Source organism: Streptomyces sp. NPDC048192 (assembly GCF_043202415.1).
Classification (GTDB): Bacteria; Actinomycetota; Actinomycetes; order Streptomycetales; family Streptomycetaceae; genus Streptomyces.
This window is the reverse complement of record NZ_JBIDAL010000005.1, coordinates 214,536-226,144: the sequence shown is the minus strand read 5'-3', so window position 1 is coordinate 226,144 and position 11,609 is coordinate 214,536. Positions and strand designations below refer to the sequence as shown.

The 11,609-nt window shown below is 71.4% G+C and carries 10 protein-coding genes; 6 read left to right on the top strand and 4 right to left on the bottom strand.

All coding sequences use genetic code 11. From position 1 onward, the window contains the following. Positions 1-9: 9 nt before the first annotated feature. On the bottom strand, positions 10-1,371 hold the full coding sequence (locus ACGFZN_RS11820; RefSeq protein ID WP_393858296.1) for a M6 family metalloprotease domain-containing protein: 1,362 nt from the start codon (positions 1,369-1,371) through the stop codon (positions 10-12). A gap of 403 nt (positions 1,372-1,774) precedes the next feature. On the opposite strand from ACGFZN_RS11820, the gene ACGFZN_RS11815 reads away from it, so the two are divergent. Beyond that, complete coding sequence (locus ACGFZN_RS11815) at positions 1,775-2,422, top strand: TetR/AcrR family transcriptional regulator (protein ID WP_393858295.1); 648 nt, start codon at positions 1,775-1,777, stop codon at positions 2,420-2,422. Between the two features lie 322 nt (positions 2,423-2,744). Beyond that, positions 2,745-4,289 (top strand): MFS transporter, encoded by a 1,545-nt coding sequence (locus tag ACGFZN_RS11810; RefSeq protein ID WP_393858294.1) that lies wholly within the window; start codon positions 2,745-2,747, stop codon positions 4,287-4,289. Positions 4,290-4,314: 25 nt separating this feature from the next. On the opposite strand, the gene ACGFZN_RS11805 is transcribed toward ACGFZN_RS11810, so the two are convergent. Next, entirely contained in the window at positions 4,315-4,824 is a 510-nt protein-coding gene (locus tag ACGFZN_RS11805; protein WP_393858293.1) for a MarR family winged helix-turn-helix transcriptional regulator, read from the bottom strand. 131 nt (positions 4,825-4,955) lie between these two features. Here ACGFZN_RS11805 and ACGFZN_RS11800 point away from each other — a divergent pair, with 131 nt between their 5' ends. Next, positions 4,956-5,744: a dioxygenase gene (locus tag ACGFZN_RS11800; RefSeq protein WP_393858292.1), complete on the top strand. Its 789-nt coding sequence runs from the start codon at positions 4,956-4,958 to the stop codon at positions 5,742-5,744. A 42-nt stretch (positions 5,745-5,786) separates the two neighbouring features. Here ACGFZN_RS11800 and ACGFZN_RS11795 read toward each other — a convergent pair whose 3' ends face one another. Beyond that, positions 5,787-6,305 (bottom strand): GNAT family N-acetyltransferase, encoded by a 519-nt coding sequence (locus ACGFZN_RS11795; RefSeq protein ID WP_393858291.1) that lies wholly within the window; start codon positions 6,303-6,305, stop codon positions 5,787-5,789. Positions 6,306-6,508: 203 nt separating this feature from the next. On the opposite strand from ACGFZN_RS11795, the gene ACGFZN_RS11790 reads away from it, so the two are divergent. Then, the gene (locus tag ACGFZN_RS11790) at positions 6,509-7,507 is read left to right on the top strand and encodes an RNA polymerase sigma factor RpoD/SigA (RefSeq protein WP_393858290.1); all 999 of its coding nucleotides are present in this window, start codon (positions 6,509-6,511) and stop codon (positions 7,505-7,507) included. A 598-nt stretch (positions 7,508-8,105) separates the two neighbouring features. Continuing rightward, positions 8,106-8,831, top strand: coding sequence for a TetR/AcrR family transcriptional regulator (locus ACGFZN_RS11785; protein ID WP_393858289.1), 726 nt, complete (start codon positions 8,106-8,108; stop codon positions 8,829-8,831). Positions 8,832-9,023: 192 nt separating this feature from the next. Here ACGFZN_RS11785 and ACGFZN_RS11780 read toward each other — a convergent pair whose 3' ends face one another. Then, positions 9,024-9,989: a helix-turn-helix transcriptional regulator gene (locus ACGFZN_RS11780; protein WP_393858288.1), complete on the bottom strand. Its 966-nt coding sequence runs from the start codon at positions 9,987-9,989 to the stop codon at positions 9,024-9,026. A gap of 62 nt (positions 9,990-10,051) precedes the next feature. Between ACGFZN_RS11780 and ACGFZN_RS11775 the strand changes: the two genes are divergently transcribed. Then, positions 10,052-11,560: an MFS transporter gene (locus ACGFZN_RS11775; RefSeq protein WP_393858287.1), complete on the top strand. Its 1,509-nt coding sequence runs from the start codon at positions 10,052-10,054 to the stop codon at positions 11,558-11,560. The last annotated feature ends 49 nt before the right edge of the window (positions 11,561-11,609 follow it).

The window sequence follows — 11,609 nt, the reverse complement described above, 5'->3', positions numbered from 1 at the left end:
CCCCCGCCCCTATCCCCGGGAAACCCGCACCCGGTACCCCCCGTCCTGATCCCGGCTGACCACCTGGACGGTGATCCCGTGGGCGGGGTCCCTGAAGGTCTCGCCCGGGGTGAGGGGGGCGTCGGAGAGTTCCGTCTGGACGTTGGGGCTGTGGGTGCAGCCGGTGCTGTGCGGGTGGCTGTCGTAGACCGTGATCGGGCCGCGGCCGGTGTCGATGCCGCCGTCCACCTTGTAGACGAGCAGGCCCGGCCGGCAGACCACTTCGTCGTTGCCGCCCTGCTCCCGCACCTCGAGGGCGTAGGTGCTCCGGGAGCTGAGGGGGACGAGGACCAGCTTGCCGCCGCCCGGCTTGTACAGCGGTGTCAGCTGGTACTCCACGGTGCCCCGGCCCGCCACGCAGCCCACCTGGGAGCCGTCCAGCCAGCCCAGCTTCCACTTGTGCCAGCCGAGGAGATCGTTGTCGGCCCCCCAGTCCTCGCTCATGATGTCCCAGTGCCCGACCGCGCCCCCGCCGTCCTGGGTGTACAGGTCGGGCAGGCCGAAGGTGTGGCCGTTCTCGTGCGGCAGCACCCGGTAGCCGGTGCGGGAGTAGGAGCCGGAGCCGTCGTCCTGCCGGGAGTAGACGAAGGACGCGTTGGCGACGGGGACCCCGTCGGCGACCGGGGCGTCGCCGTTGCCGGCGAACGTGACGGACAGGACCGTGTCCAGGGCGGAGGGACCGGCGTTCGGGGTGACCAGGACGTTGAGGATGTCGTAGTCGCGGAAGTTCACCCTCGGGTCGGCGGCGGCCACGATGTCCTGCACCAGCTGCCGGTAACCGGGGTCGAAGGGCGCGCCCCGGTCTATGCCGTACTCCTTGAAGGGCCTGGGCATTCGCAGCCAGGTGGGGATGGGTGTCTGCGGCCGGTAGTCCAGACGGCCGTACGACGCGGTCCGGAACCACTGCTGGGTCTGCGGGAAGAACTCGTGGAAGCGGTCCATGGCGCTGCCCTCACCGGGCGCGTCGGAGAAGTCGATCATCAGGGTCAGGGCGCGGAGCGTGCCCGTGGAGCGGGCGTAGCCGTGCGGGGTTGGCATGCCCTCGGTCATCTGCACGTCGACACCGCCGTGGACGGCGCAGGGGACGAGGAGGGAGCGGGCCGAGCCGACGGGGCCCGCGGTGGTGGGCGCCATCAGGTGTCCGGTCCCGGCCGAGGTGCTGACCGTGAGGGTCAGTGCGGTCACCACGGCCAGGGCGGCCACCCGGCGCGGGCGTATGCGACGGCGTGCGCGCCGGCGCACCTCGCCCCTTCCGCTCCGGCCGCCCGTCTCGGCGGCGCTGCCCGTCTCGGCGGCGCCGTCCGTCTCGGTGACTCCGTCCACCGTGCTCATGCCGTCGGCGCGCACGTTCCGCGCGGCGCGCCGGAAACCGCCCCTGGGGGCTCCTGCGGGAAGGGATATGCGGCGGGGCGGCTGCGGCGGCATGCATGGACCCTTCGCTCCACGGCAGCCGCAGGTCTCCGGCTGCACCCTTGCGCTCACCCTGTGTCGGCGGTGTGCGGGTCGCGCGCTGGAGGAGACCGATCGTGGGAATGCGGGCCTGCACCGGAGTGAATCCTGGCGGGATGTGAGTGTGTCTCAGGTCACAGCGACTCTTTTCCGGTAGGGGAAATAACCGGGGATCCTCTCCCCGTTTAGACCTGTGTCCGAGCGAAACGGGGACTGCTTCCCCGGATCCTCAGGGCGTACGAGCTAAGGACCAGTCGACCCAGTTCCACACCACGAGGAGTACGACGTGCCGACCGCGACCAGCCCCGCACCGCGCAAGGTGTCCCGGCCCCGTGCCGACGCCGTGCGCAACCGGGAGCGGATCGTCGCCGCCGCCCGGGAGATGTTCGTCGAGCACGGCCCGGACGTGCCGCTGGACGAGATCGCCCGCCGCGCCGGGGTCGGCAACGCCACGGTGTACCGCAACTTCCCCGACCGCGAGGCCCTCGTCCGCGAGGTCGTCTGCTCCGTGATGGACCGTACGGCCGAGGCGGCCGAGGTCGCCCTCGCGGAGAGCGGGGACGCCTTCTCCGCGCTGGAGCACTTCGTGCACACCGCCGCCGACGAGCGGATCAGCGCGCTGTGCCCGATGATCTCCAGCACCTTCGACCAGCACCACCCCGACCTGGAGGCCTCGCGCCGGCGCGTGGAGCAGCTCGTCGAGGAGGTCATGCGCCGGGCCGTGGCGGCCGGTCAGCTGCGGGCCGACGTGGGCGTCGGCGACCTGCTGATCGCCGTGGCCCAGCTGAGCCGGCCCCCGGCCGGCACGGACTGCCTGCGCGGCGACCGCTTCGTCCACCGCCACCTTCAGATCTTCCTCGACGGCCTGCGGGCGCCCGCCCGCTCCGCCCTGCCGGGCAGGGCCGTCACCGTCCAGGAGCTGCGCGCGTGCTGACCGATTAGTTCGGCCCCCGACCCGAGTCCATCACTGCACCCGACTGCCGGCCGTCAGCGTCGACGAGCCGCCGGGCCGGTGCCCTGCTGCTCCGCCGCCGTTCGAAGGCGGTTCGACCGTCGTTGTTCGTCGGTGGTTCGTCCGTCGTCGTTCGCAGACGGTCGTCCGCCGCCGGCATTCGCCGATTGCTCACCGGCCGTTTTATCCGCCTACTCCGACCGTTCCACCACCACATCCTGGCTTTCCCGCACCACACCCCGATCTTTCGTCATCGCATCCTGATCCGACTTTTCCGTCACGAAGTCCCGAAGTGGGTACCTCCATGTCCGAAACAGCCCTCAAGGCTCCCGGCGCCGTCGCCCCGGGCGGCGACGCCAACCGCTGGAAGGCGCTCGTCTTCATCGCGCTCGCCCAGCTGATGGTCGTCCTCGACGCCACCATCGTGAACATCGCCCTGCCCTCCGCCCAGACCGACCTCGGGATATCCGACGGCAACCGGCAGTGGGTCGTCACCGCCTACGCCCTCGCCTTCGGCGGTCTGCTGCTCTTCGGCGGCCGTATCGCCGACAAGTGGGGCCGCAAGCGCGCCTTCGTCACCGGCCTGGCCGGCTTCGCCCTCGCCTCCGCGCTGGGCGGCGCCGCCACCACCGGCCCGATGATGTTCGGCGCCCGCGCCCTGCAGGGCGTCTTCGGCGCGCTGCTCGCCCCGGCCGCCCTGTCGCTGCTGGCGGTGATGTTCACCGACGCCAAGGAGCGCGCCAAGGCCTTCGGCATCTACGGCGCGATCGCGGGCGGCGGCGGTGCCGTCGGCCTGATCCTCGGCGGTTTCCTCACCGAGTACCTGAACTGGCGCTGGACCTTCTTCGTCAACGTCCCGTTCGCCGTCGTCGCCGCGGCCGGCGCCTACTTCGTCATCCGTGAGCCCGAGGGCGGCCGCAACCGCTCCCCGCTCGACATCCCCGGTGTGGTCCTGTCCTCCCTCGGCCTGATCGCCCTGGTCTACGGCTTCACCCGCGCCGAGTCCGACGGCTGGGGCGACGGCGTCACCATCGCGATGTTCGTGGCCTCCGCGGTGCTGCTGAGCGCCTTCGCCTTCGTCGAGGCCCGGGTCAAGGCCCCGCTGCTGCCGCTGCGCGTGGTGACCGACCGCAACCGCGGCGGGATCTACCTCTCCCTCGGCCTCGCGATCATCGGCATGTTCGGCCTGTTCCTCTTCCTGACCTACTACCTGCAGGTCGTGAAGGGCTACTCGCCGGTCAAGACCGGCTTCGCGTTCCTCCCCATGGTGGCCGGCATGATCACCGGTTCCACCCAGATCGGCACCCGGCTGATGACCCGGATCCCGGCCCGCTTCCTGATGGGCCCCGGCTTCCTGGTCGCCGCGCTCGGCATGCTGATCCTGACCCAGCTGAAGATCGACTCCTCGTACGGCACCCAGCTGCTGCCCGCGATGGTGCTGCTCGGCCTCGGCATGGGTACGGCCTTCATGCCGGCGATGTCCCTGGCCACCGCGGGTGTCCAGCCCCGGGACGCCGGTGTCGCCTCCGCGATGGTCAACACCTCGCAGCAGGTGGGCGGCGCGATCGGCACCGCCCTGCTGAACACCATCGCCGCCTCGGCGACCACCTCGTACGTCAAGGACCACATCGCCCAGGCCGCCTCCAAGCCGCAGCAGCAGCTGGTCGGGCTCCAGGGCATGGTGCACGGCTACAGCACCGCGATCTGGTTCGCCGTGGGCATCCTCGCCCTCGCCTCCCTGATCGCCTTCACCTTCGTCAACGCCGGCCGTCCGGGCTCCACCCCGGTCGCCTCCGGACAGGGCGAGGGCATCGAGGACGAGGTGCCGGTGCCGGTGGTGGCCCACTGAGCGGCCGTACGGTGACCTGGCGGACCTAGCGGAGCCAGGGAAGGTCCGCACCCGCTTCGTCGGGCTGGAGGCCCTCGGCGACGATCTCCATGATCTCGCCGAGGGCCTTCTGCTGCTCCGGGGACAGCCGCTCGAACAGCGCCTGGCGTACGGCGGCCACATGGCCGGGCGCGGTGCGCCGCAGCACCTCGGCACCCTCGTCGGTCAGCACCGCGAACTGGCCGCGCTTGTCGGACGGGCAGTCCTCACGCCGCACCCAGCCGTTCTTCTCCAGCCGGGCGATCGCGTGCGACAGCCGGGAGCGGGTGATCTTCGCCTGCATCGCCAGCTCGGTCATCCGCAGCCGGCGCCGGGGCGCCTCGGCGAGGCCGACGAGCAGGCCGTAGTAGATGTGCGGCATGCCCGCGTCCCGCTGCAACTGCCGGTCGAGGTGGTCCTCCAGCAGGGTGGTGGCGTGCAGATAGGCGCGCCAGACGCGCTGTTCCTCGTCGGTGAGCCAGCGGTGCCGTGCGGCGGAGTCCGGTGCCGTGTTCATGTGTTCCACTGTACGAGGCAGCTCCTTGAAAATTGAACCAAGTGGGGCGTACTCTCGTGATGAGAGCTTGAGAGTTAAAGCAGTTCAGGCAGTGAAATGAAAGCAATGGACAGGAGAGCAGGGGAGCCGTCATGACCACCGCCAAGGAGCGCATGCCCGCCCTCTACCTCAGCCACGGCGCCCCGCCGCTCGCCGACGACCCCGTCTGGCCCGGCCAGCTCGCCGCCTGGTCGGCAGGGCTGCCCCGGCCGAAGGCCGTCCTCATGGTCTCCGCCCACTGGGAGGAGGCCCCGCTCGCGCTGGGCGCCGTGGAGACCGTCCCGCTCGTCTACGACTTCTGGGGCTTCCCCGAGCACTACTACCGGGTCCGCTACCCCGCCCCGGGCGCCCCCGAGCTCGCCGAGTCCGTGCGCAAGCTGCTGCGCGCCCCCGGCACCCCCGTCCAGGACATCCCCGACCGCGGCCTCGACCACGGCGCCTACGTCCCCCTCGTCGAGATGTTCCCCGACGCCGACATCCCGGTGCTGCAGATCTCCATGCCCACCCTCGACCCGGTGCGCCTGATGGACATCGGCCGCAGGCTCGCCCCGCTCCGCGACGAGGGCGTGCTGATCATCGGCTCCGGCTTCTTCACCCACAACCTGGCCGCCCTGCGCCACACGGGCGGCGGCGTGCCCAGCTGGTCCTCCGAGTTCGACGACTGGGGCCGGCGCGCCCTGGAGGCCCGCGACTGGGACGCCCTGCTGGACTTCCTGGACAAGGCCCCGGCCGGCCGTTACGCCCATCCGCGCACCGAGCACTTCGCCCCGCTCTTCGTCACCATGGGCGCTGCGGACGCGGGCGGCGAGCCGGCCGCGCAGAAGTCCGTGATCGACGGGTTCTGGATGGGCATGGCGAAGCGGTCCGTGCAGTTCGGCTGAGCCGGGGGGCCTTTCACGGTCCCCGTGCGGGCCGGAGGCGCCTCACAGCTCCTTCTCGTACCAGGCCACGTCCCAGTAGCGGCCGAACTTGCGGCCCACCTCGCGGTACGTGCCCACGTGCCGGAAGCCGAAGCCGGCGTGCAGCCGCTCGGAGGCCTCGTTCGGCTGGGCGATCCCGGCGTAGGCGCGATGCACGTCCTCGTCCGCGAGCGCCTTGAAGAGGGCGTCGTAGAGCAGCGTGCCGACGCCGCGCCGGCCCGTGTCCGGGGCGACGTACACCGACGTCTCCACGGAGGTGGCGTACGCGGGCTTCGGCCGGTAAGGGCTGGATGTGGCGTACCCCAGGATCTCCTGTGACTCCGCGTCCGTGGCAACCATCAGGCGGTGCGGGCCGTCTTCCGGGTGGGAGAGCAGCCAAGGGCGGCGCTCTTCCGGAGTGAAGATCGCGGTATCGAAAGTGATGGCCGTCTCACGCACGTAGTGGTTGTAGATCGCCGTGAGGGCGCCGAGATCCTCCTCGGCTCCCGGCCTGACCTGCACTTCTGAACGTCGCGTCGGCATCACGTCCCCCGTGTGGGAGGAGATCGGGCGGACAGGATACTGCATGATCAGAAAAATTGGGGGGCGGGTTGGGAATTCTGTCCGGATTCCAGTCGTTGTTTCCCACGGATGCAGGGCACTCGGAGAGGGTCCCACAGACCCTTCCCTCGGTGCCGAGCGTTCATCAGGACCACCCGCCAGCCCACCATCGCAAGGGAGCACGCATGGCAACCCGTGCCGTCGCCCGTCGTCAGTCCGCCACCGGCGAGACGGCCGACTCGGCAAGCAGTGTTCGCGCTCATGGCGGCGAGATCGCGGACCGCGACCTGGTCGGCATGTACCTCGACGAGATCGCGCGTACGCCGCTGCTCGACGCCGCAAAGGAAGTCGAGCTGTCCCAGACCATCGAGGCGGGTGTGTTCGCGCAGCAGATCCTCGACGGCGAGGAGGAGTCGGCGACGAACGCCTCCCGCGAGGAGCTGGAGGCGCTGGTGGCCGCCGGTGAGCGGGCCAAGGACGTCTTCATCCGCTCCAACCTCCGGCTGGTCGTGGCCGTGGCCCGGCGCTACCCGCGCAGCGGCCTGCCCCTGCTCGACCTGATCCAGGAGGGCAACGCCGGCCTGGTGCGCGCGGTGGAGAAGTTCGACTACCGCAAGGGCTTCAAGTTCTCCACGTACGCCACCTGGTGGATCCGCCAGGCCATCACCCGCTCCATCGCCGACCAGTCCCGCACCATCCGGCTCCCCGTCCACCTGGTGGAGGAGCTGGGCCGCATCCGCCGCGTGCAGCGCGAGTTCAACCGCGAGCACGGCCGCGACCCGGAGCCCGCGGAGATCGCCAAGGAGCTGGGCGCGACGGCTGAGCGCGTCATCGACGTCCTGGACTGGGCCCGCGACCCGGTCTCGCTCAACATGTCGGTGGACGACGAGGGCGAGACCCAGTTCGGCGACCTGCTGGAGGACACGTCCGCGGTCAGCCCCGAGCAGTCCGTCCTCACCCTCCTGCGCAGCGAGGAGCTGGACGACCTGATCGGCCGCCTCGACCAGCGCACGGCCTCCATCATCAAGATGCGGTACGGCATCGAGGACGGCCGCGAGCGCACTCTGACCGAGGTCGGCAAGGAGCACGGCCTCACCCGCGAACGCATCCGCCAGATCGAGAAGCACGCCCTCCTGGAACTGAAGAAGCTGGCCCGCCAGACCGGCTTCGACGCGGCGGCGTAGCGGGGCAGGGGCGGCTGCAGGCATGCCCCTCGGGGTGCGTGACCTGTCGGGTACGCCGCTCGGGGCGGGTGTTGCCCTTGGGCGTACGGTGCCTGGGGGGAGCGCACGCCGGGGGCAGAAGACGGCGCAAACATGGCGCTGTCCCGTCGCTTCAACTCCCGGGCCCACGGGAAAAACCCTTCCGGGCCCCACAGCAGCCGGGCCCGGGAACCGCACTCCCCACGCAGCACGCCGACCGGGCCGACCCCACGGGCCCACACCGCACCACCCAGGCCACAGAGCCAGGTCCCGACGCACACCCCCCGGCGCCGGGACCTTCCCAGCCGGGCCTCGGCATCTATCCCCCCCGGGTGCCGAGGCCCGGCTTCATCGTGCATCCGCTGCCAACTACCGCTCGGCGGCCAGTACCTGGGCCTCACTGATCGCGTGCCGCATGCCTGGGCCAACGGGGGCGCTGCCCGAGCGTCCACATCTGGCCAGCGCATGGGGGAGCAGCGCGAAGGCGTCCGCATCCTGGAGACGACGGTCCACCCCGTACCTGAACCCCGGGGTGGACCGTCGGATGGCAGATTCTGCCACAGAGGCATAGCCTGCCGGGATGAGCACCACCCCCGATCCCGCCCGCGGTCCCCTCTCAGGCACCTCCGACCAGCCGCATTCCGCTCCCGCACCGGTCTCGCTGACCGAACGCCGGAAGGCCGAGACCCGGATGGAGATCGCACGGGCGGCGGCCGCCCTGTTCGTCCGCCAGGGCCTGCGCGCTACCCGCGCCGAGGACATCGCGCAGGCCGCGGGCATCGCACCGCGCACGTTCTACCGCTACTTCGCCACCAAGGAGGAAGCGGTCGCCCCCCTCTACGCGGCGGGCGCCCAGCGCTGGGCGGAGGCGGTCCGCTCGGCCCCGGCCGGCCTCGGCGTCCCCGAGGCCCTGGAGCACGCCGTCCGTCACACCCTCACCCCGGGCGCCGGAGTCTCCACGGCGTCCTGGGAATGGGTCCGCACCCTGATCCGCCTCGCCGAGGCCGGCCCCGCCCTGCGCAAGGTCTGGGCCGAGGTGTGCCAGGCCTCGGAGCGCACCCTGGCCGAGATCCTCGCGAGCCGCATGGCGTCAAACGGCGGCGATGCCCCGTCGACGCCGGTCACCCCCGACCTCCGCTTCGCCGCCGCCGTCGCCGGGGCCGCCGTCCGCGTGGCCGTGGAGTCCTGGGCCACCACCACCGCCCCGCCCACGGGACCGGACGGCCCCGCGGCCCTCGCGCTGCGCAACCTCGCCTCCCTGCGCAACTTCCGCTGGGGCGGCGAGCAGGCCGGCGAACAGCACTAGCCGTCCCCTCACGGACACCGCCAGCCGTCCTTCACGGACAGCGCTTGGCCGCCCCACGGACAGCGGACAGGACCGGGCCGTCACCGACGAGTCGTGTCGGGCCGTCACCCGCGGACAGGACCGGGCCGTCACCGACGAGCCGTGTCAGGCCGTCACCCCGAACAGAACCAGGCTGCCACACATCCTGTCAGTTCACCCACCCCCCGCCCGGCTCAACCGCCCGCCCAACTCCCGTACACACTCAGCAAGTTCGTCCGGCCCCCACACCGTAAAGTCGTACCCCGTCATCGCCAGCCGCACAGCCAGCCACTCCAAGGGGCCGCCGAAGGCGCCCCGTAGGACGCAGCCTCCCTTCCCGTCGTCCTCCGGCGCTCCGAGCCAGGCCGGCACCCGCGCGGAGACCTGCTCCGAAGGTGCGGCGAACCGCACCGCGAACTCGTAGGTGTCGTGCCGGCCCTGGATGGACTGCCGCAGATACTCCGCGGCGCTTCCCGTCGGCAACTCCCGTGGTGTGAACCGGGCTCCGGTCGCGAACGGCTCGCTCACCCGGTCCACCCGGAAGGTCCGCCAGTCGGCGCGGTCGAGGTCGTAGGCGACGAGGTACCAGCGCCGCCCGGTCGACACCAGCCGGTGCGGCTCGGTCAGCCGCCGCGACTCGCCGCCGTCCTTGTCGCGGTAGGCGAACCGCAGCCGCTCGTGCCCCGCCACCGTCGAGGCCATCACGGTCAGCGTCTCCGGGGCGATGCTCGGTCCGTCGCCGCTGGTCAGTGCCGTGGTCGCCGCCTGCAGCGTGGACACCCGGTGGCGCAGCCGGGACGGCAGCACCTGCTCCAGCTTGGCCAGGGCCCGCACCGAGGCCTCGTCCACCCCCTCCACGGCATGTCCGGCGCCGGCCCGCAGCCCCACCGCGATCGCCACCGCCTCCTCGTCGTCCAGCACCAGCGGCGGCAGCGCCTTGCCCGCCACCAGCCGGTACCCGCCGTCGGAGCCCTTCGTGGCCTGTACGGGGTAGCCCAGCTCCCGCAGCCGGTCGATGTCCCGCCGCACGGTCCGGCGAGACACCCCCAGCCGCTCGGCCAGCTCGCCGCCGGGCCACTCGCGGGGCGTCTGGAGGAGTGAGAGGAGCTGCAGCAGCCGTGCCGGTGTGTCCGTCGTCATGCTGTCGAGGATGCCGTACCTCTAGGACATGATCTGACCTAATGGGGTCCTAGCGTGACGGCATGACCTCCACGGAACAGACCCTCAGCGCTCGGCAGGAGCCTGGTGACCGCCGCCGCTGGTTCGCGCTGGCGATCGTCATGGCCGCCGCCTTCATGGACCTCGTCGACGTCACGATCGTCAACATCGCCATCCCGTCCATCGAGCGGACCGCCCACGCCTCGGTCAGCCAGATCCAGTGGATAACGGCCGGTTACGCGCTGGCCTTCGCCGCGGGTCTCGTCACCGGCGGCCGTCTCGGCGACATCCACGGCCGCAAGCGGCTGTTCCTGATCGGGGTCGGTGGCTTCACCCTCGCCTCCGCCCTGTGCGGCTTCGCCGTGAACCCGGAGATGCTGGTCGCCTCGCGGGTGCTGCAGGGCGGCATGGCGGCGATGATGGTGCCGCAGGTGCTGTCGATCGTGCACGCCACCTTCCCGGCGCACGAACGCGGCAAGGTCTTCGGCCTGTTCGGCGCGATCGTCGGCCTCGGCGCGGTCTCCGGACCGCTGCTGGGCGCGCTGCTGACGGAGTGGAACCTGTTCGGACTCGAGTGGCGGCCCATCTTCCTCATCAACCTCCCCGTGGGCGTCGTCGCCTGGCTGCTCGGACGCCGTTTCATCACCGAATCGAAGGCCCCCAAGGCGCTGAAGCTGGACCTGGTCGGTGTCGCCCTGGTCTCGCTGGGCCTGCTGATGCTGCTGTACCCCCTCACCCGCGGGCGCGAGCTGGGCTGGCCGCTGTGGGGCCACCTCTGCATGGCCGGTGCACTCGTGGTCTTCGCCGCGCTGGTGTCGTACGAAAAACGGAAGGCGGCCAAGGACGGTTCCCCGCTCGTCGAGTTGTCCCTCTTCCGGGTGAAGAGCTTCGCCGCGGGCATCGCCGTGCAGACCGTCTTCGGGGTCGCGCTCGGCATCTTCTTCCTGGTCTGGACGCTGTACATGCAGATCGGTCTGGGCTGGAGCCCGCTGCGCGCGGGGCTGACCGGCGTGCCGTTCTCGCTGGCGGTGTCCACGGCGGCCGGGATGTCGGTGCAGAAGCTGGTCCCCAGGTTCGGGCGGAAGGTGCTCCGGGCGGGGGCGCTGATCATGGCCGTGGGCGTCCTGCTCTATCTGTGGGAGGCGCACCGGTACGGCCTCGCCATCGCGTCCTGGCAGATGGCCCTGCCGCTGGTCGTGATGGGCGCGGGGATGGGGCTGATCGTCGCCCCGCTGACGGATGCGGTGCTCTCGGAGGTGCCGCGTGAGCACGCCGGGTCCGCGTCCGGGCTGATCAACACGGTGCAGCAGATGGGCAACGCGCTCGGCCTGGGCCTGGTGTCGGTGGTGTTCTTCGGCGAGATCGGCGACCGGCTCGCCCCGGCCCAGGTCGGCCCGGCCTTCGTGCACGCCTTCCAGCACGCGCTGTGGTGGGTCGCCGGCATCATGGCCGCGATCTTCCTGCTGATGTCCGCCCTGCCGAAGCGGCCGGCGCAGCACGTGGAGGGAGCGGACGCCCCGGCCCCGGCGCGGGAGCCGGAACTGGTGCACTGAGAACCGCGCCCACCCGGGCCCGGCACCCGCGGGGTGCCGGGCCCTTCGC

What these genes read in the sequence shown, in the direction of transcription:
- ACGFZN_RS11820 (WP_393858296.1), bottom strand. Translation starts at nt 1,371, where the DNA reads ATGAGCACGGTGGACGGAGTCACCGAGACGGACGGCGCCGCCGAGACG.
- ACGFZN_RS11810 (WP_393858294.1), top strand. Translation starts at nt 2,745, where the DNA reads ATGTCCGAAACAGCCCTCAAGGCTCCCGGCGCCGTCGCCCCGGGCGGC.
- ACGFZN_RS11805 (WP_393858293.1), bottom strand. Translation starts at nt 4,824, where the DNA reads ATGAACACGGCACCGGACTCCGCCGCACGGCACCGCTGGCTCACCGAC.
- ACGFZN_RS11800 (WP_393858292.1), top strand. Translation starts at nt 4,956, where the DNA reads ATGACCACCGCCAAGGAGCGCATGCCCGCCCTCTACCTCAGCCACGGC.
- ACGFZN_RS11795 (WP_393858291.1), bottom strand. Translation starts at nt 6,305, where the DNA reads ATGCCGACGCGACGTTCAGAAGTGCAGGTCAGGCCGGGAGCCGAGGAG.
- ACGFZN_RS11790 (WP_393858290.1), top strand. Translation starts at nt 6,509, where the DNA reads ATGGCAACCCGTGCCGTCGCCCGTCGTCAGTCCGCCACCGGCGAGACG.
- ACGFZN_RS11785 (WP_393858289.1), top strand. Translation starts at nt 8,106, where the DNA reads ATGAGCACCACCCCCGATCCCGCCCGCGGTCCCCTCTCAGGCACCTCC.
- ACGFZN_RS11780 (WP_393858288.1), bottom strand. Translation starts at nt 9,989, where the DNA reads ATGACGACGGACACACCGGCACGGCTGCTGCAGCTCCTCTCACTCCTC.
- ACGFZN_RS11775 (WP_393858287.1), top strand. Translation starts at nt 10,052, where the DNA reads ATGACCTCCACGGAACAGACCCTCAGCGCTCGGCAGGAGCCTGGTGAC.